Genomic DNA, 25930 nt, shown 5'->3' on the forward strand with positions numbered 1-25930 from the left:
CCCCGACCTAGCTAGGTCGGGGCTATTTTTTCGCGCGAAGCTTTTAATTCATCGCAGCCGTCGTTCAAATTTGTCCCTGCCCGCCGTCGGCGAACAGTTCGACGCCATTGACGAAGCTACTCTCGTCAGACGCCAAGAACAGCACAACGTTCGCAATCTCCTCCGGCGTCCCGGCACGACCTGATGGCGCAGCCTCGGCGGTTGAAGCTTCCATCCCGCGAATTTGCTCGTCCGTCAGCTTCAAGCTGTTCTTGTAGCCAGGCGTCACGACGGTGCCGGGGCTGACGACGTTCACGCGAATCCGCCGCGGCTTCAAGTCGACAGCCCAACCACGCGCGAACGACCGCACCGCCGCCTTCGTCGCGGAGTAAACGCTAAACGCCGGAAAGCCTTTGATCGATACCAACGAAGCGTTGAGCACAATCGAACCGCCGTCGCTCATCAACGGCAACGCCTTCTGCACCGTGAACAGCAACCCCTTCACGTTCAGATTGAACAGCGTGTCGAAGTGCTCCTCAGTGATCTCTCCCAGCGGCGCGAATGCGGCCGTGCCGGCGTTCGCGAAGACGACGTCGAGCCGCACTTTCTGTTCTTTGATCGTTGCGAATAACCGATCGAGATCCGCAAGCTTCGAGGCGTCGCTTTGCACGGCGGTGACGTTCGAACCGATTTCCTTCACCGCCGCATCCAGTTCCGCCTGACGCCTGCCAGTAATGAAGACATAGGCCCCTTCCGCGACGAACCGCTTGGCGGTCGCGAGCCCCAGCCCGCTGTTACCGCCCGTGACGAGGGCGACTTTGCCCTGCAATTGCTGTGGCATGGGAATGCTCCTCATTCGCGCAACTGCTCTCCCCCCGCTGAATCACAAGAGGAGAGCGCTGCGATTGTTGATCTCGAGAAAACGGCCGCGGCTCGAATCAAGTAAACCCGCCGCCGACGCGAATCTCTTCGCCAGTCACCCAGCCCGATGCGCTCGAAGCCATGAATGCAACCACCGGCGCGACGTCGCTCGGCTGGCCAATCCGACCAAGCGGCGTCTGAGCTTCCGTCAACTTGCGGAACTCGCCGTCATGGGCCGTGATGTTTGCAGCCGTCGTCCCTTCCGTCTCGATCATGCCGGGATTGACCGAATTGACCCGAATGCCGCGCGGGCCAAGTTCTTTCGCCAGCGAACGCGTGACGGCATCGACCGCCGCCTTCGTCGCGCTGTAAACGGCCGTTTGCGGCAACGCGGTCGTCGAGACGATCGAGCTGATATTGATAACGCTGCCGCCGGAGCCCATCAACTTCACCGCTTCTTGCGTCGCAAGCAGCAGCCCCAGTACGTTCAAGTTGAATTGCTTGTGGAAGTGCTCGGGCGTGATCTCCTCAATTCCTGCGAACTCGTAGATGCCTGCGTTGTTCACCAAGACGTCGACCTTGCCATACGCCTTCTTCGCTTCTGCGAACAGCTTTACCACGTCGGCCGGATCGGCGACGTTGGCGCCGACCGCCACCGCTTTGCCTCCCTTGCCCGTGATGTCGGCGACCACCTTGTCGGCGCCCGCCTTGCTGCTCGAGTAATTGACGACGACCGCGGCGCCCTGGGCCGCAAGTTCACGGGCGATCTCGGCGCCAATCCCTTTTGAGGCGCCAGTGACGAGAGCAACTTTACCGGCAAGCGTAGCCATGGGAGGAATCCTTAAGCGAGGCGGATGTGAAGGTGGGTAGTTGAACGTGTGGACGAAATAAAAGCCACCAACTTCGTCGATCAACGGCCGCTGTGGGGAACGTGGCGGCCTTCAGGTAGGTTTTCGATTGACCGACGAAGCTGGCTGGCACTGGACGATTGGTTCGTCTGGAGCTGGTTACGCAGCCGGTTCGCCAAGTGTTCTGTACCGTTCAGTAAAAAATATCCCGTGCGCCATTTGACTGCAAGTGCTATAATTTACTGATCGGTAAAAAAGGAGCATTCCCATGGCCGCTGGCAGACCCCGCAGTTTCGACGCCGACAAAGCGCTCGATCGGGCGATGCGCGTCTTCTGGCGCCGCGGTTATGAGGGCGCCTCGCTCCCCGAGCTGACCAAGGCGATGGGCATCAACCGCCCCAGCATGTACGCCGCCTTCGGCAACAAGGAAGCCCTCTTCAAGAAAGCGGTCGACCGCTATCTCGAAGAGCCGGCCGCCCACCTGGCCGCATGCCTCGCCGCCCCCACGATCGCCGAAGTCGCCAAGCGGCTGATCCTCGGCGCCGCCGAACGCTTGGGCTGCCCCAAAAACCCTCGCGGCTGCCTCATCATGAACGGCGCTCTCGCCTGCGGCAAAGAGTCCGAAGCGATCCGCCGCGACTTGGTCGCCCGTCGCGGCGAGCACGATCAAGCGATCCGCGCCCGCTTCGCGCAAGCGGCCGCCGCCGGCGAACTCCGCAAGGGCGTCGATCCCGACGCCCTCGCGCGTTACGTCTCGATGGTGATGCAAGGCCTCGCCGTGCAAGCCGCCAGCGGCGCCACGCCCGAGCAACTCCGCAGCGTCGCGGAAGTCGCGCTCGCCAATTGGCCGAAGTGAAAACTTAAAATCTTCTTCATCTTCGCGTTTTTTCGCAGATATCACGGCGCACAAGCAATCGCTCGACCGTCGAACGCCGAGCGCCATTGGGGTATAGTAGCGCTTTACTCCCATTGAACCGGAGGCCGACGACGATGCCTGCCGTGCTCGCCCCTCTTCGCACCGCGTGCTGCTTTCTCGCCTTCGCCGTCTGTTGCGCCGCGTGTGCCCCTGCCGGCGAGTTCAACCCGACGCTCAGCATCGGCGACGCCGCCCCCGCCTGGGAGAAACTCCCCGGCGTCGACGGCGAAGAACATTCGCTCGCCGATCTCGATCCCAAGCTGCCCGTCATCGTCGTTTTCATCTGCAACAGCTGCGACGTCGCAGCCGACTATGAAGACCGCATCATCGCCTTCGCCGAGAAGCACCAAGACGATGCCGCCGTCGTCGCCATTTGCGCAAGCGCCAAGCCAGCCGACGCCCTCCCCCGCCTCCGCGAACGGGCCGAAGCGAAAAAATTCCCGTTCATTTACCTACACGACAAGTCGCAACAAATCGGCCAAGCCTACGGCGCCAACTACACGCCCGAGTTCTTCCTGCTTTCCGCCGGCAAGCCAGACGAGCGCCGCATCGTCTACATGGGCGCCATGGACGACAGCACCTACGCCGACCAAGTGAAGGCGAACTACCTCGAACCCGCCCTCGCCGCGCTCCAAACCGGCAAAGAACCAACCACCAAAGAAACCGCCCCCCGCGGCTGCCGCATCAAGTATCCGCGCAAGAGAGAATAGAGGTCGTACGCCAAAGGCCAGTAACTCCGCCCGCCTCCATTCCCTTCAGCATTCCGCATTCATCCTTCAGCATTCGAACAATGATCCACTTCACCAAACCACTCCTCGTCGCGATCCTCCTCGCCATCCCCCCCGCCGCCCACGCCGAAGACCTCATCGGCCTCTTCCTCTCCTGGCAGCAAGATCCCACGACGACGATGACCGTCACCTGGGTCGACATCTACGCCCACAGCAGCCCGACGATTCTCTACCGCAAATACGACGGCAAGCCTCACTCCGCCGAAACCAAGTGGCAAAAGGCGACGCCCGCCGCGCAATCGACCGTCGGCCCCACGACGCTCCAGCTTCGCCGCACGAAACTCACCGGCCTCGAACCCGGCACGCGCTACGAGTTCGGCATCGGCGACAAGACCGAAGACGTCACCCACTTCTGGCGGTTCGACACGATGCCCGAGAAGCTCACCGAGCCGCTCACCTTCGTCGCCGGCGGCGACATGATGCATAGCCGCGAACTGCTCGACGACATGAATCGCGAGATGCAAAAGCTCGATCCCGACTTCGCCGTCCTCATGGGCGACATCGCTTACGAAAACGGCGTCTACGGCACCCACTGGATCGACTGGCTGCAGTCGTGGCGCCGCTACAGCGTCGGCAAAGAAAAGCGGCTCATCCCGCTCGTCATCGGCATCGGCAACCACGAAGTGAAAGGCCACTACAACGGCCGCATCCCGCAAGACGCCCCCTACTTCTACAGCATCTTCGCGTTGCCGGGCGAGCGCTCGTACTACGCCCTCGACTTCGGCAAGTACCTCTCGCTCGTCATCCTCGACACGCAGCACACGCAACCCGTCATCGGCCCGCAAGCCGACTGGCTCGGCAAAGCCCTGGCCGAACGCGGCGACCAGCAGTTCCTCATCGCCGGCTACCACTTTCCGGCGTTCGGCACGGCGAAGGGCCCGAAAGACGGCGGCGCCATCGACGCCCCGCTCGCCCTCGACCTGCAAAAGCACTGGGTCCCCAGCTTCGAACGCTACGGCATGACGGCCGTCTTCGAGAATGACCACCACACGTTCAAACGGACCCACCGCATCCGCAATCGCCAGCGCGACGACGAGAACGGCATCCTCTACCTCGGCGACGGCTGCTGGGGCGTCGAACCCCGCCCCGTCCCCAAACCAGGCGCCGCCTGGTGGCTGGCGAAGGCCGAATCCCGCAACCACCTCTGGCGCGTGGAACTCGACCCGAACGGCGAAGCGAAGTTCGAAGCGATCGACGCCGACGGCAAGGTGTTTGATGAGACGGAAATCGAAACCCCACGCACCAAACCGGTGGAGTAATTTCCCCCTCCTTCGAAGGGAGGGGAGCAACCGAGCACGCTCGCCAGTGGCGAGCGAGCGCAGGGCGGTAGTCCCCCGGACTGAGTCGCTTCAGCGACCAGTCTGAACCCACGCGCGCCCCTCCCACTCGTCCCCTCGCCCCATGAACACCCTCGCCCGCATCCTCATCGCTCTCGCCCTCTCGGCAATCCTCGCCGCCATCGCTGCCCCGGTTCTCTCTCACCCCCTCTTCCTCAGCAGCCAGCGCGACGCCCTCCGGCTCGGCCTCGTCGTCTTCGCGATCGCCGCGGCTATCTCTCTCCCGCTACTCCTCGCTCTCGGCCGCAAGCGTTAGGGTAATCGCCTTAACAATCCGTAGCGATCCGCCCACTCCAACGTCGATAGCACGCAAGATATGGTGCCGGCCCTGTCGCCTTGCGCATCGCGCTCCCTACACTGCCGAGATCACTCCTGGAGCCAAGTGCCATGGAAAAGACGAACGAAATGACTGCCGCCAACGCCGTCCCGCCGCTCCATTTTCCCCCTGCGACGCTCGCACGCACCTATGAAGCGGTTACTCCCTATCTCAGCTCTTACACCCGACAGGTCCACTGCTCTGCGTATCAACTCGCCAAAGCAACGCGTCTAGGCTACGAGGGAACTCAACACCTCATCATGGGCATCCTCTCCTCAGAAAGCCCGATCATGCGCGAGGTGCGGAGCGAGTTCATGGTCACTGCCGCAGACGTCTGGACCAGTCTCCGCGAGATGTTCGAGGACGATGGATTTGTGATGATGTGCAATCGGCCGCCGATGACGCCGCGCTGCAAACAGATCTTTTACGCCGCGTTCCAAACCGCACACGAGGCTCACCGCAAGGCCCGCGTCGCCGACTTCCTGGTCCACTTCTTCGACGACTCCAGCGGCGACGTCCCCCACGACGGCTACGTCCTCGGCGTCCTCGCCGACTTCGACCTCACGCAGGCAGCCGTGGTCTCCTTCATCCGCTCGCGCGAACACCTCGAACCGCCCATGCCGCCCGATCCACCGGCTCCGCCCGCCCCGCGTCCCGAACCGCGCGTCTGGAAATCCGCCACCGACCGCTACGCCGACTGGCGCATCCGCCTCGCCGCGACGCAGGAAGATCCGCCTGCATCTCAAAAATAAATCTGAAACCGCGTCCAAAACAAATTGCTGTGATGCTGCATCCCCCCCGGCCGGTACGGAATCGGCTGGGCGAACATCGCATGCTGCCAATCGAAGTAGATCTTCGTGAACTTGTTGAGATACCAGTTCACCCCCGAGTCGATCGTCTTCACATGCCCGGTCCACTCGTTGCGATCGGCGAAGCCCCCTGAAAAGATCTCGTCGCCGACGGTGAATTCGTCGTAGCGAGACTGCACTTCGATCGCTCCAAGGCCCCGTTTCTCGTCGCGCAAATCGAACGGGTGGAGCGGCTCGACGAACGTCCGCCGCGTCAGTTCCTCGCCGGTCAGGAAGTAACCGAACTGCGCGTGCCACCCATGCGTCGGCACCCGCAGGTACGGGTCGTCGCCGACCGAGTAGCTGTTGTACCCCGTCTCCCACCCGGTCATCAGCGTCAGCTGCTTGTAGTACAACGCCGAGTGGACGTCCCACAAATGCCGCGGCCCACGCTCGCGCACGTCGTCGTTCAGTTCTAAGAACCATGGCGCCGCCTCGTCGGCCCCTTCGCTGTCGGTCGCGTTAAGCGACGTCCAAAACTGCCGCGGCCGCGGCGCCTGATCTTGAATGCCGTAGGCCATCGAGCCGCCGACGTTCCAATACTTCAGCGCCGGCAGCTCTTCGTTATCTTGCAGCGGCCGCAGGTTGAGATACGCCAGCACGTCCTTGTCGGCGTTGAAATCGTAGTACTGATTCCGCGGCCCCGCCGACAACGCCACCGCGTACTCTCCCTTCTCATCCCCGCGCTCGCCATGCAGCATCAGCGCCCAGTTGCGATTGTAACCGTAGTTGATCGCAAACACCGACCGCTCGGGCGTCGGCAAGAATTGGTTGCTCAGCGCGTACCAATCGTACGTGTACGGCACGCGAAACCGGCCCACGCGAAATTGAAATCGCGAGTCGTAATTGAAATTGAAATAGGCGTCGAGCAAGTTGAGATCGCCCAACCCCTTGTTCACCGATACGCTGTACTCGATCGGCTCAGTAAGACTGCCGTTGAAGTAGAGCCGCATCCGCGAGGTGTAGAATCCGAACTGATTCACCGGCTCCGAGTCGTTCTGCTCGTATGCCCGCACGTCGAGCTGCGTTTCGTTGTGAAACGCCATGTCGAACTCGCCGTCGTGCGTCGTCCACTTAAAGCCTTCGCCGAACGTCGACGCCGTCCGCTGCTCCCCCTCGGCCGGCTCGGGCTCGTCGCCGCGAATGTCATCAGGCTGGTCGTCGAAACTCCACCGCGAACTCGGCCCCTGCCCGATCGGCCCGCCCCCGTTCGCAAACGCGCCTTCGCCGCCGCTGCCGGACGACCGGTCGAGCGCATCGTCCAGCGACGCCGTCATCGCCTCAACCTGCGACCGCAGCCGCTGGTTCTCGACGATCATTTCCTCATGCTGCGTCGCGAGCGCCGCATGATTTTGCTCAAGCTGCTGCAGCCGCGTTTCCAGCGAGACGACCGCCGGCGCCGTGGTGTCGATGGCGTTGCTGACCGACGCCGCATCCTCGGCAAGCGCGCCGCCGACTCCGAGAGCTAGCCATGCTGCCAAGAAGCAGCCAATCAATTGCTGGCGCCCGCGAATACGCATTCATGTCCCGAGAAGAGTGATGAGTCCCAACGCTCGACTTATCGGTCCACACTTGCGCGCCAGCCAGCAAACGCCCCGTTGCTGAGCTCGATTTTATGTTCGCTGCGCGTAGTCTTACAGAAGCGTAAGCTTCGCTCGCTAGCAACAGCGCATGCTGTTGGGCTCTTCACACCAATGTGGTCGAAGGCCCTATCCTCAATGCCGCGGACTGCGTCGCTTCAGCGACCAGTCTGAACCCGCGCACTACTCAATCTCGCTCTTGAGATTGCTCGCTTCGCGCTCCATCTTCCCCACATACTCGCCCTTCTGATCGAGCGAGTCGCTGATCTCGCGGCTACGGTCCGACGACAGCAGCGAGCCCGAACTAGGCGGCGGGGTCTTGCACCCAGCGAGAGCCAAAATCAGAAAGCAGGGGGTGAGCAGTTTGAGCATTGGGATACCAGCGGGCACAGCCGTGGCTGCGGAGAAGCCAAGCTAGATACGATTTTCGGCCACCACGGTCAACGCCACCCGGCGCCAGCGTCGGGCTACAGAGACTTACCACAACGACACGAAGAGCACGACGAATTGCAGACAATCGCTACTCGCACTCCTCGTCGTGCCTGCTGTGTCGCCGTGGTTAAATTCCAACTTTTGTGTTGAAACTAGGCCACCAATTATGCCATGCTCAATCCCACGCGGCGGCGATGGTGCGCATGCTCTGCGCTCGCTCGACGCAGCTCCGTGAGCATCCGTTCTTTGACAACTTCACCCGCACTACGACTGTCGCCGCCATCGTGCTGATGTCGCGTGATGTCGCGTTTGGTCGCTTAGTGTCGCCTCGCGACACGTGACAAGAGCGGCCGTCCGCCGCAACGCGTTCCACAGAAACGACTTAACCACGACGCCTTAGTGTCGCCTAAAATCGCGTTTTCGCTCGGAGCCGACGCGACAGGCGACACGACATCGCTCGCGACACGAGCCAGCCGCTTAGTAAACCGACGCGGCCGGCGGCTCACTTCATCAACTGCTGAATCCCCTTCATGAGGACCCCTTCGACGCTCGGCGCCACCCGCGACGCCCGGTCGCTCGTTTCGTAGCCCCCCTGGGCATACGAATCGTGCAGGCCGATGTAGCCCGAGCCGTAGTCGCCGTACGCCGCAACGCAGACTTCCGCATCGGGCCGCAGCCCTTGAGCCGCGAGTTGGTACTCGACGAACAGTTCGCCCGGAAGGTGGAGCAAATCGACCTCGCCGATCCGCAGCCGACCGAGCGTCACCTGCCGCCCCGCTTCGCACTCGCGCAGAAACTGCAGATGCCGCACCGCCTGCAGCCGGTCGAACTCGGGCAGTTTTTTATCCGCGATCGTCGCCGTGAGTTCCTCCGCATTGAGATGCTTCCCCGGCGGCAACGCGATCTGCTCGGTCGACCAATCGATTACCGTCGCGTCGTCAATCGGCTGCTTCTCGCTCGACTCCCACGCCGCCGCCATTCCCGCCGCGAGTCGCTTCGCAAGTTCCGGCCGCATCTCGGGCGTGCCATTGTTGTACTTCCCGGCGCCAATGTTCCCGCCCGCCCCGTTGAAGTGAACGTGCAGCGGCCCCGGCACGGCTTCCTCGCGCAGTGCGCGAGCCATCCCCGGGAAGTCGGCGTTCACGCGTCCCTTGCCGTAGTAGCTCTGCGGATGCGTCGCGTAGTAAGTGAGAATCGCGATTGGTTCATCCCCATTCCAGAACCCAATCGCGCGGGCCTGCGGATCGATGATTCCCTCGGGCTGCGCGACCGCTTCCGGATCGGTGCACGCCGTATAGCGCACCCATTTAACTTTTCCGTCTGGGCCGAGGCAGCGACGATTCGAGCCAACCCGCTCGACTTTCCCGCTGCCATGGCTTACATGCGTCACCGGCACAACCTTGCCGGTCGCTTCCTTCACCGCAGCCGCCGTACGAGCAATCGCTTCCCGCGCGAAATCGACGTTGAAAAGCTTCCCGCCTAGGCCGTACTCGCTCGCGAGCCGGTCGGCGCCGAAATCGCACCCCGGTGCATCATGTTGGTGGAGGGCATGAATCGCCACCCGCTCGGGCGTCGTCCCCGCCGCAGCGGCAATCGCTTCCTTGAAAGCGTCTTGCCCGTCGTTGCCGACGCCGACCCAATCAAGCGCCACGAGCACCACCGGCTGCTCATCTTTCGGCACAAGCACAACGCCCCGCGCGGTGAGCGGCCCGTCGATCGCCACGGCCGGATCGCACAGCGCATCGCACAACGGCGTCCCAATCGGCGGCGTCACATCAACCTTGAACGTCCCAACTGAAAGCCGCGGCGCCGCCGCATTGGCCCCCGCCGCCACCATCATCGCACCGACCAGCGCTATCCAATATCGCATACCACCTCCACAAAGCCGCGACCGGTGGTCGCGGGCATTTACACGTTACCAACGCCCACTCACAACTCACTCCGCAAATAAGCAATCAGATCCGCCATCCCCTGCACATCAATCTCGCGCTCAAACCCTTCCGGCATCAACGACAACCCAGTCGATTCCATCACATCGATGTCGGCCCGCGGCACCGTCTGCGTCGCCTTCTCCGCGCCGGTGAGCGTCACCGTGCTCGCCGTCTCCGCCGAGACGACGCCGCTGTGCGCCAGCCCGTCGACGGTCACGATGTTGTACTGAATGAACTTGGGGTCAACTTCGCGATTGGGATCGAGCACATTCACGAGCAGCGCCTCCGGCGTCCGCGTGACGACAGTCGCGAGGTCGGCGCCGACTTCGGTTCCAAATCCTTCGCGACGATGGCAGACCGCACAATTCTTTCGGAAGATCGCCCGCCCCTGCTCCGCGTTCCCCGCCAGTTGCGGCGCCTCGCGATACGCCTCCAGCACATCGGCTCGCGACGAAACGCCGCCAGCCAGCGCCTTAGCCGCCCGCTCGCGCACCTCGGCATCGGCATGCGTGGTGAGCCGCTGCGTCGTCGACGGATCAAGATCCCGCGGCGAAAGTTGTTCGCTTTCGATCGCCGCCACCAGCGCCGCCGCCGTCGCCGGCCGCGCGAGCAGCAGTTCCGCCCCCTGCAGCCGCAACGCGGGACTCATTCCTCGCCAAGCGGCAACGATCGGTTCAGCGATCGCTTGCTCATCGAACCCGCCGAGCGCCGCCAGCGCCGCCGCCTGCACCTCCTGCGGCTGATGCGGGGCGATCAACTCGCCAAGCAGCGGCACCACCGTTCCGAACTTGCCCATGCCGAGTTGGTTGATCGCCGCAACTCTCGCACTCGCTTCTGCATCGCCGTCAGCCGCCACTTGCAACGCGCTCGCAAGCATCGCCTCAACCAATGGCTCCATCGCTTCAACGCGATCGATCATCTCGCGCCGAACCTCAGCGGCCCGCCCCCCCGCGCCGCGCAGCGCGGCCGCCAACAAATCGCTCGCAAGCGATTGGTTCAATTTGCCGACTGCTTTAACATCCCTCGCCAACGATCGCAGTTCGTATTTTTTGCCACGAGCGCCAATCTGGCGGGCGAGTTCCGTGAGAAACCCTCTGCCAGCCGCAGTCGAGACGAATTCTTGGTCGGCAAGCAGCTTATGCAAGATCGCGTCGCTGCAGAGTTCGAGCGAACTTTGCACGGCAATTTGCATGTCAGCGTTGTCAACGTCGCGCTTGGCAATCTCCGCGAGCGCATCCATCCGCGCGGGTTCGCGGCAATCGCCCAGCGCGATGGCGACGCGATATCGCACGTTGAGCGCCGGATCATCGACCATTGCGATGATCGCCTCCTCCAGCAGAGGGCAACTGGACGAATGATTAACGTGATCCCGCAGCCGATGACTTGCCAGCCGCACGGCATGTTCGCGCATCTCGGCGTCGGCGTCTGCCAGCAACGTCGTCAGGTCGCTCACGAGCAACTGACGAGCATCGTGCAGTCCATAGAGAGCCAAAAGCCGTCCTTCAATCGGCGCAGCCTTGTCATTCAGCAATTTCGCAAGCTCATGCGAGGCGGCCAAATCTTGACGACGACTCAACAACCGCGCCGCCGTCGTACGATGCCAACCGTTCGGGTGCCTCAGCATCGCCACCAACTCCGCCGTCGTCTTCGCATCGCCCGGCAAGGCGCGCGAATACTGCTCACGCCGTTGCTCGTCCGTCCGGTCAGCGCGAATCGTTCGATACAACCGCCCTTTGTCGCGCCCGCTCGTGAGATCGAGATGCTGCTTGATAATCGGCGGCAAACTATCAGGATGCTCGATCACCTCGCGGTACATGTCGAGGATGTATAGATTGCCGTCGGGCCCGTTGGCGAACTGCACGGGACGGAACCAAATATCTTTCGACGCCACGAACTCCCGCTCCGGCGTCGCCCGCCGCGCGACCAGCGCGATATCGTCGCTCGCCGACTCAAGCGTCTTGCGATGGACCAGATTGCTCCCCACATCGCCGACGAAGGCGTTGCCGCGATACTCCGCCGGCCACGCATCGCCGGTGTAGATCGTCACGCCGGTCGCACTCGTGAAGTAACCAGCCGGCCGGCCGCCTCCCTCGACAATGCCGGGGACGATCCCCTTCGCCCGCAGCCGCGTGCGGATCTCGCGCCACGGCTCGACCGGGCTAATGCGAAAGACGTCGGCCGTCGGCCCCTCGACCGCGATGCTCCGCAGCGACGACGGTGCGTTGAGATACGGGTTGCGCGACAGGTCGGCATCTTCGTAGACAATCTGCTGGATATGGTTGCTGTTGTTGCATGTGAACTCACGCCCCAGCGGATCGATGAAGTAACCATGCTGGCTCGCCCCGCTCTCGGCGCGGATGTCGAGCGTCTTCGGATCGAACGAAAAGTTCCGCCCGCGGAGCACCAGCGGCTCAGCGTCAGGCTGATCGCCCCGCCGCAAATCGGCCCCGCAGCTGCTCACCGCGACGTGAATCCGGTTATCCAAACCCCAACGAAATGAATTCAGTAATCCCTGAACGTTATGCGTCCCAAACCCCGTGAACACGACCTTCCGCACCTCGGCTCGGCCATCGCCGTCGGCGTCCTTCAGGTACAGAATCTCCGGCGGCGCCCCCACGAACACCCCGCCGTCGTAGCAAAGAATCGCCGTCGGCCAGGCGAGTCCCTCGGCATAGACGCTGCTTTTCTCGAACCGGCCGTCATGGTCGGCGTCCTCCAGCACGCGAATGCAGCCGAGCATATCGTCGGGGTTCTCGCTGTAGCCGAGCATCTCGACCACGAACATCCGGCCATGCTCGTCGAAGTCGAGAGCGACCGGGTCGGTCGTCGCCGGCTCCGCAGCGGCCAATTCGAGGGCAAAACCAGGCTCGATCTCGAACGATTCGAGCGCCTTCTCCGGCCCGAGCGGCGCGATCCGCGGCAGGTCGCCCGAGTAATCTCGATCGATCGAATCATCCGCAGCGGCCGCCGCGACTGGGCTGGGCGACTCGGCCGACGCTGGCTGGGAATAGGCCTGAGCCAACAACAGAGCCAGCAACAAATGACGGAAAAGTGCATTCACCATGCCCCACAGCTTACATCGCGTCACCGCCGGCGACCACCTGCCGCTCGCCCTTTGCTACCAAACTTCCCGCTCGGCCCCGTTTTCAGGAATTCCTCCGCTCACCACCGTCTTGAAACGAGGGATGCTGTCCGAAAGCACGGAATCTCCTTGGCGGGCGTCAGCAAGTGCCGGCGTTCGCAATCGGACCTAATCGCCGGGAATTCCACGTTGACGCATCGACTTTAAACCACTCGCAACATGGCTCAATCGATGGCCTAATGAATCGCCAACAGGCGGTAAGGCCGCTTATAATTACGAGACTATGCCACACTCTCCTCTTGAGCGCGATCGCGCTCCCCAACGGCGTTGGCGGCGGTTCTCGTGCAAACTCGCGCGGCTGGCCGGCGTTTTGCTGGTCGCCACGCTCTGCCCTGCCACGCGCGGCGCCGAGCGAAAGATCGACTACAACCGCGATGTGCGGCCGATCCTCTCCGAGAACTGCTTCGCCTGCCACGGGTTCGACGAGGCGGGACGCCAAGCCGATCTGCGACTCGACGAAGCCGACTCGGCCCTGGCCGATCGCGACGGCCTGCCGGCGATCGTCGCCGGCGACGCCGAGGCGAGCGAAGCGTGGCGGCGGATCGCCAGCGACGATGAATTGGAAGTGATGCCGCCAGTCGACTCGCATCGCGAGCTCACGGCCGAGCAAAAGGGAATCTTGCGTAAGTGGATCGACGAGGGCGCCGTCTACGCGAAGCACTGGGCGTTTATCCCGCCGGTAAAAGCGCCGCTGCCTGAAGTAAAGCCTGCCGATTGGCCCCGCAACGAGATCGATCGGTTTGTGCTGGCACGTCTAGACGCGGAAGGCCTCCAGCCATCGCCCGCCGCTGACCGGCGGATGGTGATCCGCCGGCTATTTCTTGATCTGACGGGATTGCCGCCGGGCGCGGAGGAAGTCGAAGCATTCGTCGCCGACGAGCGGCCCGACGCTTACGAGCGTCTGGTCGATCAGCTGCTCGCCAGCCCCCACTTCGGCGAGCGGATGGCGCTCGAATGGCTCGACGCGGCCCGCTACGCCGACACGAATGGCTTCTCGATCGACGGCGGCCGGCACATGTGGGTGTGGCGCGACTGGGTGATCAGCGCCTTCAACGAGAACATGCCGTACGACCAGTTTCTCTACGAGCAACTCGCCGGCGATCTCATCCCCAATCACTCCGACGATCAACTTGTCGCCAGCGGGTTCCAGCGGAACAACATGGTGACCCACGAGGGGGGCACGATCCCCGAGGAGAATCTCACCAACTACAACGCCGATCGTGTGAAGACGCTCGGCGAAGCGGTGCTAGGACTCACGCTCGGCTGCGCCCAGTGTCACGATCATAAGTACGATCCGCTCACGCAGCGGGAGTACTACCAGTTCTTCGCCTACTTCAACACGCTGAGCGACATCGGCCTCGACGGCAACGCGGGCGTCAATCCGCGGCCTTATTTCCAAGCGAAGACGACGCTGCCTGACTCCGAACTGCCGGCGCTACGTGGCCGAATTGCGGAACTCAAGCAGGCGCTCGCCGCTCCCGACACCGTAGCCATCGAAAGCTGGGCCGCCGAGCAGCGTGCCAAGCTCGCCGCGCGCGGACGTGACTTCGCGGTGAAGCCGGCCAAGCTGCTGAAGATGAGCGCCCCGAATCGCGGTTTTGGCTTTGGCGTCGAAGAAGACCGCTTCGCGCGGGTGACGCAGCCCGAGGGGATGGTGGCGTACGACATGTCGCTGGAACTTCCGGCGGACGATCGTCCGATGACGGGCTTACTGATCGTCTTCCATCACGACGACAAGGCGCCGGGTGGCGGCCGCGGGCATGGCAAGATGTACTCGCCAGAAGCGGGGGCGCCCGACCAGGGGACGTTCGTCGTCACGTCGTTCTCAGCGAGCGTCGACGTCGTGCCGGGCGATCAGATCAACCTCCACCGCTTGCTCGACGCGAAGCAAGTAACGGCTAACTCGTGGCGGGACGATTACCGGCCTGAGCATGTGCTCAACACTCTCAACGACAATGGTTGGTCGCCAAAGATTGCCGTCACGGGACCGGCGCACCTGACCGTCACCTTTGCCGAGCCGATCTTTGCGAAACAGACGCCGTATCTCACCGCGCAGGTGAATTTCGGGCACGGCAACGCGCTCTCCGCAGCAAAGTTTGAATTCGAGGCCATGTACGGCGAAGACCCCGACAGCGACCTCCCCGCCGAGGTGATCGCCGCCGTTAACCGGAGCGTGAACGACCGCAGCGACGCCGATCGAGCACTGCTCGCAAAGTACTACGCCGAGCATGGCGCGCCCGCCGCGCGGCAGCGGGTCGAACTCGCCAACCTTGAAGAGCGCGTTCGCGTACTGACGGAAAAATTCTCGACGATGGTGATGGATCAGGCCGAAACGCCGCGCGAGACGTTTATTCTGGAGCGTGGCAACTACGCCGCTCCGACTGAAAAGGTGACGCCTGGCACGCCTGCCGCGCTGCCGGCGCTGCCTGAGGGCGCCCCAGCAAATCGGCTGGGCCTCGCCCAATGGGCAACCATGCCGAACAACCCGCTCACCGCGCGTGTGGCGGTCAATCGCTTCTGGCAAACGCTGTTCGGCACGGGCATCGTCAAGACGACAGCCGACTTCGGCGCTCAAGGCGAATGGCCGAGCCATCCCGAGTTGCTCGATTGGCTCGCGGTCGACTTCATTGAACATGGTTGGGACGTGAAGCGGCTCGTGCGGCAGATCGTCACCTCGGCGACCTATCGCCAAACCTCTGCAGCCAGCGAAGAGCTGATCGCGCGCGATCCGGCAAACCAGTTGCTTGCCCGCGGGCCGCGGTTCCGCTTGTCGGCCGAGTTCATTCGCGACGGCGCACTGAAGACGAGCGGCCTGCTCGTCGATCGCGTCGGCGGGCCGAGCGTCAACCCGTACACGCCGGGCGACCTGTGGCGCGAGATCAGCCACTACGGCAGTTCGCCGGCGACGTCGCAGGCGTTCGTGCAAGATCACGGCGAGAAGCTGTACCGCCGTTCGCTTTACACCTATTGGAAGCGAACCGTCCCGCCGCCGAATATGGCGGCGTTCGACGCCCCCAATCGCGAGATCTGCACGATCCAACGGGCCTCGACGACGACGCCGTTGCAGGCCCTCGTGATGCTCAACGACGTGCAGTTCGTCGAAGCGACCCGAGCGCTCGCGGAAAGGATGATTGGCCACAGCGGCGACGACGCCGCGCGGCTGCGGTGGGGATTTGAAGAGTGCACGTCGCGGGCTCCGACGGATGAGGAGTTAGTGGTGCTTGCCGAAATGCTGGGTCGCGAACGTTCGCGTTACGCCGCCGATGAACCGGCCGCGAAGGCATACCTCGCCGGCGGCGAGTCGGTGCGCGACGAGCAGATCCCGCTGGCCGAGCATGCCGCGTGGTCGCAAGTGGCGTCGTTGATGATGAACCTCAGTGAAGCCGTAACGAGGAATTAACGTGATCGATCCATCTGAAGAATTCGCACGGCACATTACGCGGCGCACCTTTCTTGGCGGCGCGGCGGGGACGCTCGGAACGGCAGCACTCGGCTCTTTGCTCGCGGGACATGCGGGGAGCACGTTCGCGGCGGCGGCGGGCGGCATCGCGACCAACTCGTTGGGGTTGCCGCACTTCGCGCCGAAGGCGAAGCGCGTGCTCTGCCTCTTCCAATCGGAAGGGTTCTCGCACGTCGACTTGTTCGATCACAAGCCGAACCTCACCAAATTCCACGGCAAAGAAATCCCGCCGTCGGTCAAGGGCGAGCAACGGCTCACCGGCATGACCTCCGGCCAGTCGGCATTTCCGGTCGTCGCGCCGCTGTGGCCTGGGCGGAAATGCGGCCAACAGGGAACGTGGATGAGCGACCTGCTCCCCCACATGCAAACGATCGCCGACGAGATGTGCATCATCAAGTCGATGCATACCGAAGCGATCAACCACGACCCGGCGATTACGTACATCAACACCGGCAACCAACAGCCAGGCTACGCGAGCATGGGGGCGTGGATGAGCTATGGGCTCGGCAGCCTCAACGAAAACCTGCCGACGTTCATCGCGATGGTGTCGCAAGGCTCGGGCAAGAATCCAGGACAGCCGATCTTCTCGCGACTGTGGGGGAGCGGGTTCCTGCCGTCGTCGCATCAAGGCGTCGGCCTGCGGCCTGGCGCCAACCCGGTGCTTTACCTCAAAGATCCGCCGGGGACGAACCGCGAGCAACGACGCGCGATGCTCGACGACCTCGCCCATCTCAATCACCTGCGGGCGCGTGAGCTGGGCGATCCTGAAACGCTCACACGGATTAACGCCTACGAGATGGCGTTCCGCATGCAAACCTCGGTGCCGGAACTGACCGACACGAGCGACGAATCACCCGAGACGCTCGACTCGTACGGCCCGGAGGTCGCGAAGGCAGGAAGCTATGCGGCGAATTGCTTGCTTGCGCGGCGGCTGTTGGAGCGCGACGTGCGGTTTGTGCAGTTGTTCCACCGCGGGTGGGATCAGCATATCGCCATCCAGAAGCAACTGCCGAACCAGTGCAAAGACGTTGATCAACCGACGGCCGCGCTGATCAAAGACTTGCGGCAACGCGGGCTGCTCGACGACACGCTGGTGATCTTCGCCACGGAGTTTGGCCGCACGGTGTTCAGCCAAGGGCGGCTGGGAGATCCGGGGATGGGGCGCGACCATCATGGCCGCTGCTTCACCGTGTGGCTTGCGGGCGCCGGCGTGAAGCCGGGTATGGAGTACGGCAGCACCGACGACTTCTGCTACAACATCGCCGAGAACCCGGTCCACCTACGCGACCTGCATGCGACGATCTTGCATTGCCTCGGGATCGATCACGCGCGGCTGACGTACAAGTTCCGCGGGCTCGATACGAAGCTAACCGGTGTGGAAGAGGCGCATGTGGTGAAGGGGATATTGGCGTAGCGGAAGCTACATCCCCCTAGCCCCTGGCTCCGCCAGGGGGTCGGCCACTATGCCGGTCGACATCACCGCGCGTTATGCCACCCCCGCGCGGAGCCCGGGGCTAAAAGAACTGTGCAACTCACAATCACTGCGCGTAGGCAGTTTGATTCCGCCGCGCTAGCGCATCGGCACGCCCTTCCTTGGCCGAGTTGCGGAACTCCGCCAACGAATCCTTCAGCGCCGGGTCGCGCCGCACTGCCTCGTCGAGGTCGGTGATCGCGCGATCCCAGTTCTCCATCATCAGGTACGCCTCGCCGCGGATGGCGTACATGCCGGCGTCGGTCGGATTGCTGTGAAGGGCGTCGGTCGCCGACATCGCCGCCCGATTCGGGCTGCCGAGGCTCAAGAACGCGCGAGCTTGCAAGCGGTTCACTTCGTTCGACGTATCGCCGTTAGCTGCAGCGGTTTGAAAATCCTCGAGGGCCGTGTCGGGGAAGCCCATCGCCAGGAGCGTCTCGCCGCGGTGGAGGTAGGCCTCGGTTTGATCGGGATCGAGCGTGATCGATGCGGTGAATTCGATGATCGCCTGGTCGTTCTCGCCGCGGACCTGCAGCTCGCGAGCTCGCGCGTAATGTTCGTCGGCCCCGCTGATGACCGGCTTGGCAACGGTTTGTTCAATGATCTCGACTTCAGCCACCTGGGGCTTGAGCGCCTCTTGCTGCTCGTGGAACACAAATTCGGGGGCGATCGCTTCGGCGCGGGCGAGCTTCTCCTCGGAGGCGGTCGTGGCGCCGTCGTCTTGCAGGTCGCGACTCCAGCGATAGTAGGCTTCGCCGAGCTTCGGCGTGACGATGGCGGCGAGCGCGGGATCTTCGACGAGCGTTTGCTCAAGATCGGCCACCGCTCGATCGTACTGCCCGCGCTTCAAATAGACCAAGCCGCGCGTGTGGTACGCGGCCGCGTTGTGCTGATTGAGCCGGATCGCTTGCGTCGCGTCGCGGAGGGCGTTGAACCGATCGCCTAACTCCATGTAGGCGACGGCGCGTTGTTCGTAGCCGGCCGGGTTGTTCGGTGCGAATGCGATCGCGTCGCTGAAGTCGTCCTTCGCCGTGTCGGGGAATCCCATCCGCAGGTAGGCGATGCCGCGCTTGCGGAAGAGTTCGGCCGAGGCGGCGTCTCCCGTCGGCGGTTGCACCGCGGCGTTTGACGATTTGAGCGCCATAGTGAACTGTTCGACGGCTTGCTGATAGTCGCCTTGTTCTAGCAGCTTGCTGCCTGCCGCAGACTGCTGGGCGGCCGCGGCGAGTGCGCTGTCGTCGACGGCTGCCGGCGCTGGAGTGGCAGTCGTCGCGGCGGGCGGAGTGTTCGGAGCAGCAGGCTGAGCGGCGGTTTCAATCGGCGACTGCGAGCAACCGCTGCCAAGCGGAAGCATCAGCGAGAGACCGAGAGCGGCACCAATGGATCGACGAGTCGTGAACATAAGACGCCTTCGACAGGCAAGCGACGAGTGAAGAGAAGGAGGTCGCTTCAATATACCTTTCATTTCTGGTGGAGCGCGAGATTGGCCGGGCAATCGTCACAATCAGCTTCTCAAGCGTGAAGCGGGCCAATTTGCAACGAGTTTGCCGGCTGAATGCTCGCGGCGGGCCGCCTGGCGCCGCTCACCCCGGGTTTTTCAAGAACCGCTTCGCCGCGTCGGTCAGCTCTCGGAGTCGCTGTTCCAGTTCGCCAACCGCGGCAGCGCCGTCCGGCATCGATCGCGCCGACGCCATATGCTCGAGCCGCGAGGCGGCGGCCGCCATGTCGCCCGCGCTGAGCGTGGCGGCGAGTCCCTTGAGGCTATGAGCGGCGCGATGGAGCGCCGGCAGGTCGTTGCGCATCACTGCCTGACGCACCTTCTCGTAGAGCGGCGGCGCATCTTCCAGGAAGATGTCGATGATCGCCCGCAGCAGCTCGCGGTCGCCTGCGAGCCGGCTGAGGGCGTCGTCAACGTTCATCGGAGACGGCGGCGAGTCGCTATCGTCTCGTAACGACGCGATGCTGCTCATGGTTCTGTCCTAAGGCTTGGCGTCCCGACTCGCCGGCACATGCGACGTCGCTGCGGCGTGCGTCGAGTCTCGACTGAATTTCACCCCCGCGATGGCATTGGAAGCAAACTCCGTTCCGTCGTTGCGGCCAGAAGAGCTGACGAATCGGAGCTATGTAACGGTTGTAGATCGTTCGCCTGCGCCGGTGCGCGTTCGTAGTGGAAGCCGCGCGGCCGATTCGTCGAGTGGACGACCAACGTGCAATTCGTCGCGAGCACGCCTAAAGGCCTATTTTACCGCACGAAATGGCATTGGCACATCACTTGCGTTCCGATTGTTCGTCTGGCAGTCAGCCGACAAATCATCTTCGCCGCTTCCGCCGCTCGGGAAACTCGTCGTGCAACCGAGTAGCAGCCGCAGACGGCGACGTTCAATGACACTGGAGAGAGACCATGAAACGTCAACATTCATCATCGCGTCCGAAGCCGCAACTGAACCGCGCGGGCAAGATCAAGTACGGCATCTTTGCCTGGTTGCTGGGTCTACCGCTGCCGATCATCATTCTCGCGCTGTTCTTCCGCGGCTGCGACTTCTAGTCGCGCCGACGGAAAACTTGCTCACTAAGAACATTTCCACTCGGGAGGGAGCCATGAACTGGGATCAAGTCGAAGGCAACTGGAAGCAAGCGAAAGGACGCATCCAGCAGCAGTGGGGCAAACTAACCAACGACGACGTCGACACCATCAAGGGGAAGCGAACCGAGTTGGTGGGTAAGCTTCAAGCCCGTTATGGCTATGCTCGCGAGCGAGCGGAGGAAGAGGTTGAAAAGTTCTGCACTACGTGCGATTCGGCGAGCGGCTGAGCCTGGTGTTAATCAATCTAGGCGCTCGCAGTGATCGCCGCCATAAAAAACTACTCGAAAAGGAATGGTGTCATGTCACTTAAATTTACTTCACGACTATTCGCGGCTGGACTGACGCTGGCGTTCGTTGGTTGTCAGGAATCGACGACTCGCAGCGACGTGGCCGACGCTCAAGCAGAGCTCCGCGACCAGCAGCACGACGTCGCGGAAGCTCAGCACGACGCCGCGGAGGCAACGGCTGATGCACAGCAAGAGGCCGACGAAACCCGCCATGAGGCGATGAAGCCCGTGCTAGATGCCGACGCCGACGCTGCGGAAGACGTGGCGGAAGCGCAGCAAAACGTTGCCGACACGCGTGCTGAAGGCAATGCGGAGATTCGTGATGAACAGAAGGACGTTAACACGGCTGCGGCCGATCTGCAGAAGAAGGAAGCTGAACTGAATGCGACGCAAGCTCGCGATGGCTTCGCTAAGCAGGTTGATCAGCAACTCGCTCTGGCCGACGAGCGAATCGCTCAGCTTGAAGAACGTCACGATAACGCCGAAGGCGCTGACGCTGACGCGATCGCCAAGCAGATTGACGTGCTAAAAGCTCAGCGTGATCGCGTCAAGGAAACGAACGACGACCTGAAGGGTGAAGAGCTGATGAAGTGGCAAGACCACCAGCGCAACGTCCAGCAAGAAGTGAGCACGCTGCAGCAGCTGCTCCAAGAGAATAAGTAATCGCAGCTAAAGGTTTGCGAGTGTGAGGCGTCGGCGACTTCGGTCGTCGGCGCCTTTTTTGTTGCGACAAGTAAATGCTGGAATTTACTGCCGACCACTCAACGATGATAAATCTGAGGTCCCCTCTTAATGGGGAGGGTTGGAGAGGGGTGACGACGGCTGGTACCAGGGTTCCACCCCCTCCCCCCGCCCTCCCCCTCAAGGGGGAGGGAGCCGCACAATTTCTCTTGAGAGGCTCGCCGTGGACCAAGCTGCAGAGACTGTGACAAGAAGCTGACTACCCAGCCTTCTCCGCCAATTGCGGTCGCGCAGCGATCGCCCGCACGCGTTCCACCGCGGCGGCGAGCGTCGTCGTGATGTCCGACTGGTCGTCGGCCAACCGGCGGCGAATTGCTTCGCTGCGGTCGCCGCCCCAGTAGCCGATCACGATCGGCAGCTGCGGGTATCGATCCCGTAATCGCCGGCAGAGCAACCGGCTGCTGCGGCTCGGAAGCGGCGGGACGCTTGAGAGAACGACCAGATCGACCTGCAACATCTCGACAGATTCCACGAGTTCGCTCGTGAGCGCCGAGATAGCAGCTCGCTCGACTTCGCAACCCTCTTTTCTCAGGAGCTGCGCGAGCATCACGGCGCTGATGTCGTCTGCTTGATCGCGGAGTGGAATGCATAGAACTCGCAACGGACGACGCTTGGACGCCTCGTCGATGACTTCCGTTTGCTCAGCAGGCGTCTGCTTCGCATCGATCTCGCCGAGCTCGTCCACCAAATCACGCGCCGTCTCTAGCACTAGCACAACTTGGTCGTCATGCAGCCGGCCGGAGTGGCGATCATCCTCTGCCAAGATTAGCGCAGGGATTACAGCCTGATCGTAGGCATCTGCGAGCGAACCGTTCGTCAGCAGCGGCGTGGCGAGCTCCTCGGCTTCGTCGCAGTCGCCAGCAAGGAGGCGCTGGTAGATCTTCTCAGGCGGGAGCATCGACGAGTGGTCCCCCAACAACACGGCGAGAAAGTGTAGCGCGGGGATATAGCGGGCCATTACCACAACGCAAACAGTCAGCGGCATAGCGAGCACCAGGCCAATCGTCCCCCAAATCCAGGTCCAGAAGATCGCCGCCACAATGACGCCGACGCCGGAGACGCCGGTGCTCCGGCCGTACAACATCGGTTCGGCGACGTTGTTGACGAGCAGTTCCAGAACCGCGAACAACGTGGCCACCATGAGCGGCTCCGTCCAACCTTGCGACGTAGCAATCGACACCCCCAGCGGCATGATCGCCGACATCCACGGGCCGATGTACGGTAAGAATCGCAGCGAGAAACTGAGAACGCCCCAAGTGATCGCACTCGGGACGCCGATCGCTGCGAGCCCCAATCCAACCGCGAGACCGTACCCGGCGTTGATCAAAAACTGCATCCGCAGATACTTGCTGACGCGCTCGGTGACGTCGGTGAGCGCTTCGGTCGAGGCATGAAGATTCGAGGCCCCGAAGAGTTGCAGTAACCGATTCCGCTGGTCTTCCCGTTTCAGCAGGATGAAGATCACCAGCACGATTGCGATGCCCGCGGTCGTCAGCGGCGCCACGAGGGGCCCCAGCCAATCGCGGACTTGCCCGAGCGGCGAAGGCGGCATGCCCACGACTCGCACATCGACGGGTTCCCCGCCGCCGTTTAGTTTGGCATCGGGAGAATCATCGAACTCCCGTTTCACGCGAGACCAGAGCCCTCCTTCGGCTGTCGCTGTGGGCTCCTTCCCGTTCGGCTGATTTTCACCAGGCCGAGTCGCTTCTCCCGTCGCGTCCGGAGTTGCCGGTTTCGGGGCCGCCTCATCTTGGCTCAACTTCTCCGTGACCTCGTCGATGACGTCGCTGAAGTTAGCCAGCATCGGCGAATCAGGTCGCAGATCCTCAACCCGCTTGATGATCTCGTTTCGCCAGCGCGGGAGCTGCTCATTCAAGTCGAGCAGTTGGCTGGTCACCACCCAGCCGAGGACTCCCAGGACGACGAACGTCACTCCCACGACGGAAATCACGGAGAGAATCCGCCCGAGTCCCCACCGCTCAAGGCGGTCTGCCAGCGGCGTCAGCAGAAAGCTGAGGAAGATCGCCAGCGCCAGCGGCAGCAGGATCTCCTTCGCGACGTGCAGCGCTGCGATCGCCACCACGATCGATGCCAAGGTGAGAAGCGGCGAACTAGCGCCAGACGACGTGCGGGATCGAGCCATGCGCGACGTCGGCGAGCGACGCCGACGTTCCTATGAAATTAGAACGATGTGACGATCAGTCGGTTGACGACCCGCACCGAACCGGCAACCCGGAGTGCGGCCACCTGCGCCATCTGCTTCAGATAATAGCTGGGAACAGCGCCCGAGAGAACGAGCCCTTCCTGCGCCGCGGCGCAGCTCACGCTACCGAGCACAGGATAACCAAGCGATTCGAGTGTTGCTTTGACGTTCTCGCTCGCTAGTTGCAGCCGGTTGCGGTTGATTGCCTGATGGTCGCTGTCGCGGCGCTCAAGCGGATTGGAGCGATGGAAGTCGAGGGCGGGAGTCGCAGAGGCGGGCGTCGATTTATGGCGAGGACGAATGCGAAGTGCTTCGTGCATGACAGTGAAGGATCCAGTACGGAGGGACCGTCGAGGCAGTCCAGTTGGTAGGGAGTTAAGCGACGAGAGGATCGATCTTGCGGATCCATTAAAAAAGCCGACGGGCGACAACCCTATCTGTTCAGCGACGGTGCGGACACCAGAGCAACGTCGTGACTTCAGACATGGTTTTTCGCCCGTCGGCGCTTCCGTGATTTGGCGAGCCCCGCGTGCGGGAGCGGAGCAATGCATTCAGCGTGCCAATTTGCGCAGATCGCAGCGATCAAAGGGGCCACCGCCACAGTCGGCCGCCGCTCGCGCAGGCATACATCGATTAAACCGGGCGATTTCTGCAACCTGATCGCCTTTCGGTCACTTTGTACGGCTGCTGTGCGGCCCGCGTAGGCGCGGTCGATTGCCCGCAGAGGGCGGCTCGGTTGGTCGCTAGCAATCCAGCTTTCGGGCGTTAGTGGTAGTTTTGAAGTCACTACCGAGTGGAAACTCCCCAACAGAAGGCCTTCGAGCGGCTCGCGTGCGCGGATCGCCAAACGATCACCCATTTCGCGATTTCACCGCGAATCGTCGCGACGCCGGCGCGCTGCGCATGGCACGCCGGTTGCAATTGTGTATCTCAGGCCTGACGCGATCTCGCTGAGACGCTGCTCCAGGGCCCAGGGGTCACGACACAACGACACCAGACGAACAAAGGAAGCTGTGATGAAACTGAACCAACAAACGCTAGAAGGAAACTGGAACGAGATCAAAGGCAAGCTCCACGAACGTTGGGGCGAACTGACCAACGACGATCTGCAGAAGGCCCGCGGCAGCGTCGACCAACTCGTCGGCATGATCCAGAAGAAGACCGGGGAGGCTCGCGACAAGGTTGAGCAGTATCTCGGCGAAGTCACTTCCAACGGCGCGACGGGCGTCAGCAAAGTTGCTGAGGCCGTTCGCAGCTATGCCGGTTCCGCCGCCGAATCGTTTGGCGACGCCCGCGGTCGTGCAGGAGATGCGATGCGCGGCGGTTACTCTCAGACGGAACGCATGGTTCAGCAACGTCCGATCGAGTCGCTCGCCGTCGGCTTCGGAGCCGGTCTCATCACGGGCGTCGTGCTCGGGTTAGTGATGCGCTCGAGGTAACTGCATTTAACCTACTCAACCCCGGCCTCCAAGGTCGACGCTTGCATAGTTTTCACATAGGAGAGAAGTCATGTTAAACCTAGCCATTACCATGCTGATTTTGGCATTGGTTGCCGCTCTACTCGGATTTGGCGCAATTGCCAGCAGTTTCGCCGGTATCGCGAAAATTCTATTTGTCGTCTTTATTGTGCTATTCTTGATCAGCGCTCTCGCAGGCGCCTTGCGTGGACGTCCGCCGGTCTAATCTGGCGATGACCTCGCTCGAACGAGTAAGAGTAGTCACGCAGGATTAGCAACATCACATGGCTAGCAACGCCGATGATATCTGCCGACGCATGGAAGCCGTTCGCCGCACTGCCGGCGAAGAGGTTGAATCTATTGTGCAATCGGCGAAGACGCTGTCGGACTGGCGCTACTATGTGAAGAATCATCCGTTCTTGTTGGCGGGGGCCGCTGCGGGGTTGGGGTTCTTCCTCATCCCGCGCCGGAAAGCCCCGCCAACTCCCGGAGCGGCGGATGCGAAAGAGCTAATTGAGTTGCTGAAGAAGCATCACGTGAGTGGAGTGACGGTCGAGGGCCCGCCGAGCGGATTGCTCAAAACAGTTGCGGGACTAGCCACGCCGTTCCTGATTCGCACGGCGATGAACTTCGCACAAACTCGATTGGAATCGGGCGATTGGAGTTCGTTGTTCGGCGGCAAGGCGGCATCGCCTGCCAAGACGCCGGACGACGAACAGTCATTCGAAGAGTTCAACATTCCGCGGTGA

Annotated in this window: 24 protein-coding genes; 14 read left to right on the forward strand and 10 right to left on the reverse strand. The window is 62.5% G+C overall.

All coding sequences use genetic code 11. The features are described from left to right. Positions 1 to 64: 64 nt before the first annotated feature. Positions 65 to 820 carry an SDR family oxidoreductase gene (locus tag PLANPX_RS23430; RefSeq protein WP_152101061.1) on the reverse strand — a complete coding sequence of 252 codons (756 nt, stop codon included), beginning with the start codon at positions 818 to 820 and terminating at the stop codon, positions 65 to 67. Positions 821 to 917: 97 nt separating this feature from the next. Continuing rightward, positions 918 to 1670: an SDR family NAD(P)-dependent oxidoreductase gene (locus PLANPX_RS23435; protein ID WP_152101062.1), complete on the reverse strand. Its 753-nt coding sequence runs from the start codon at positions 1668 to 1670 to the stop codon at positions 918 to 920. A gap of 286 nt (positions 1671 to 1956) precedes the next feature. On the opposite strand from PLANPX_RS23435, the gene PLANPX_RS23440 reads away from it, so the two are divergent. The 5 genes from PLANPX_RS23440 to PLANPX_RS23460 all read left to right on the forward strand — a co-directional run bounded on the left by PLANPX_RS23440 (position 1957) and on the right by PLANPX_RS23460 (position 5797). After that, positions 1957 to 2544 carry a TetR/AcrR family transcriptional regulator gene (locus PLANPX_RS23440; protein ID WP_152101063.1) on the forward strand — a complete coding sequence of 196 codons (588 nt, stop codon included), beginning with the start codon at positions 1957 to 1959 and terminating at the stop codon, positions 2542 to 2544. Between the two features lie 134 nt (positions 2545 to 2678). Then, positions 2679 to 3314 (forward strand): redoxin domain-containing protein, encoded by a 636-nt coding sequence (locus PLANPX_RS23445; protein ID WP_152101064.1) that lies wholly within the window; start codon positions 2679 to 2681, stop codon positions 3312 to 3314. Positions 3315 to 3394: 80 nt separating this feature from the next. Further along, a complete protein-coding gene (locus tag PLANPX_RS23450) occupies positions 3395 to 4651 on the forward strand; it encodes a purple acid phosphatase family protein (protein WP_152101065.1) in 1257 nt (418 codons plus the stop codon). A 142-nt stretch (positions 4652 to 4793) separates the two neighbouring features. Beyond that, entirely contained in the window at positions 4794 to 4985 is a 192-nt protein-coding gene (locus PLANPX_RS23455) for a hypothetical protein (protein WP_152101066.1), read from the forward strand. 131 nt (positions 4986 to 5116) lie between these two features. Continuing rightward, complete coding sequence (locus tag PLANPX_RS23460; RefSeq protein WP_152101067.1) at positions 5117 to 5797, forward strand: hypothetical protein; 681 nt, start codon at positions 5117 to 5119, stop codon at positions 5795 to 5797. Here PLANPX_RS23460 and PLANPX_RS23465 read toward each other — a convergent pair. Then, positions 5788 to 7413 carry an OprO/OprP family phosphate-selective porin gene (locus tag PLANPX_RS23465; RefSeq protein ID WP_152101068.1) on the reverse strand — a complete coding sequence of 542 codons (1626 nt, stop codon included), beginning with the start codon at positions 7411 to 7413 and terminating at the stop codon, positions 5788 to 5790. The two genes, PLANPX_RS23460 and PLANPX_RS23465, sit on opposite strands and share 10 nt — an antisense overlap. Before the next feature lie 243 nt (positions 7414 to 7656). Next, positions 7657 to 7845 carry a hypothetical protein gene (locus PLANPX_RS23470; RefSeq protein ID WP_152101069.1) on the reverse strand — a complete coding sequence of 63 codons (189 nt, stop codon included), beginning with the start codon at positions 7843 to 7845 and terminating at the stop codon, positions 7657 to 7659. A 263-nt stretch (positions 7846 to 8108) separates the two neighbouring features. Here PLANPX_RS23470 and PLANPX_RS27560 point away from each other — a divergent pair, with 263 nt between their 5' ends. Then, positions 8109 to 8246: a hypothetical protein gene (locus PLANPX_RS27560; RefSeq protein ID WP_172992280.1), complete on the forward strand. Its 138-nt coding sequence runs from the start codon at positions 8109 to 8111 to the stop codon at positions 8244 to 8246. A gap of 161 nt (positions 8247 to 8407) precedes the next feature. Here the strand turns inward: PLANPX_RS27560 and PLANPX_RS23475 are convergent, their stop codons facing one another. Beyond that, the gene (locus tag PLANPX_RS23475; protein WP_152101070.1) at positions 8408 to 9775 is read right to left on the reverse strand and encodes a hypothetical protein; all 1368 of its coding nucleotides are present in this window, start codon (positions 9773 to 9775) and stop codon (positions 8408 to 8410) included. A 59-nt stretch (positions 9776 to 9834) separates the two neighbouring features. Continuing rightward, complete coding sequence (locus PLANPX_RS23480; protein ID WP_152101071.1) at positions 9835 to 12900, reverse strand: PVC-type heme-binding CxxCH protein; 3066 nt, start codon at positions 12898 to 12900, stop codon at positions 9835 to 9837. Between the two features lie 301 nt (positions 12901 to 13201). Between PLANPX_RS23480 and PLANPX_RS23485 the strand changes: the two genes are divergently transcribed. Beyond that, positions 13202 to 16378: a PSD1 and planctomycete cytochrome C domain-containing protein gene (locus PLANPX_RS23485; RefSeq protein WP_152101072.1), complete on the forward strand. Its 3177-nt coding sequence runs from the start codon at positions 13202 to 13204 to the stop codon at positions 16376 to 16378. 1 nt (position 16379) lies between these two features. Further along, complete coding sequence (locus tag PLANPX_RS23490) at positions 16380 to 17852, forward strand: DUF1501 domain-containing protein (protein WP_232536225.1); 1473 nt, start codon at positions 16380 to 16382, stop codon at positions 17850 to 17852. Between the two features lie 124 nt (positions 17853 to 17976). On the opposite strand, the gene PLANPX_RS23495 is transcribed toward PLANPX_RS23490, so the two are convergent. Both PLANPX_RS23495 and PLANPX_RS23500 read right to left on the reverse strand, forming a co-directional pair. Next, the gene (locus PLANPX_RS23495) at positions 17977 to 19311 is read right to left on the reverse strand and encodes a tetratricopeptide repeat protein (protein ID WP_172992281.1); all 1335 of its coding nucleotides are present in this window, start codon (positions 19309 to 19311) and stop codon (positions 17977 to 17979) included. 181 nt (positions 19312 to 19492) lie between these two features. Then, positions 19493 to 19879, reverse strand: a complete 387-nt coding sequence (locus tag PLANPX_RS23500; protein ID WP_152101074.1) for an Hpt domain-containing protein — start codon at positions 19877 to 19879, stop codon at positions 19493 to 19495. A 431-nt stretch (positions 19880 to 20310) separates the two neighbouring features. On the opposite strand from PLANPX_RS23500, the gene PLANPX_RS27565 reads away from it, so the two are divergent. The 3 genes from PLANPX_RS27565 (at position 20311) to PLANPX_RS23510 (ending at position 21443) form a co-directional block, all read left to right on the forward strand. After that, positions 20311 to 20454, forward strand: coding sequence for a hypothetical protein (locus PLANPX_RS27565; RefSeq protein WP_172992282.1), 144 nt, complete (start codon positions 20311 to 20313; stop codon positions 20452 to 20454). Between the two features lie 53 nt (positions 20455 to 20507). Further along, positions 20508 to 20720, forward strand: a complete 213-nt coding sequence (locus tag PLANPX_RS23505; RefSeq protein WP_152101075.1) for a CsbD family protein — start codon at positions 20508 to 20510, stop codon at positions 20718 to 20720. 72 nt (positions 20721 to 20792) lie between these two features. After that, positions 20793 to 21443 (forward strand): hypothetical protein, encoded by a 651-nt coding sequence (locus tag PLANPX_RS23510; RefSeq protein WP_152101076.1) that lies wholly within the window; start codon positions 20793 to 20795, stop codon positions 21441 to 21443. A 277-nt stretch (positions 21444 to 21720) separates the two neighbouring features. Here PLANPX_RS23510 and PLANPX_RS23515 read toward each other — a convergent pair whose 3' ends face one another. Both PLANPX_RS23515 and PLANPX_RS27570 read right to left on the reverse strand, forming a co-directional pair. Next, a complete protein-coding gene (locus tag PLANPX_RS23515) occupies positions 21721 to 23664 on the reverse strand; it encodes an AI-2E family transporter (RefSeq protein ID WP_152101077.1) in 1944 nt (647 codons plus the stop codon). Positions 23665 to 23702: 38 nt separating this feature from the next. Then, complete coding sequence (locus tag PLANPX_RS27570) at positions 23703 to 24044, reverse strand: BON domain-containing protein (protein ID WP_172992283.1); 342 nt, start codon at positions 24042 to 24044, stop codon at positions 23703 to 23705. 696 nt (positions 24045 to 24740) lie between these two features. Here PLANPX_RS27570 and PLANPX_RS23525 point away from each other — a divergent pair. The 3 genes from PLANPX_RS23525 to PLANPX_RS23535 all read left to right on the forward strand — a co-directional run bounded on the left by PLANPX_RS23525 (position 24741) and on the right by PLANPX_RS23535 (position 25930). After that, positions 24741 to 25163, forward strand: coding sequence for a CsbD family protein (locus PLANPX_RS23525; RefSeq protein ID WP_152101079.1), 423 nt, complete (start codon positions 24741 to 24743; stop codon positions 25161 to 25163). A gap of 70 nt (positions 25164 to 25233) precedes the next feature. Continuing rightward, positions 25234 to 25407: a DUF1328 domain-containing protein gene (locus PLANPX_RS23530; protein WP_152101080.1), complete on the forward strand. Its 174-nt coding sequence runs from the start codon at positions 25234 to 25236 to the stop codon at positions 25405 to 25407. Positions 25408 to 25465: 58 nt separating this feature from the next. Then, positions 25466 to 25930, forward strand: a complete 465-nt coding sequence (locus PLANPX_RS23535) for a hypothetical protein (RefSeq protein WP_152101081.1) — start codon at positions 25466 to 25468, stop codon at positions 25928 to 25930.

It is taken from the genome of Lacipirellula parvula (assembly GCF_009177095.1).
Classification (GTDB): Bacteria; Planctomycetota; Planctomycetia; order Pirellulales; family Lacipirellulaceae; genus Lacipirellula; species Lacipirellula parvula.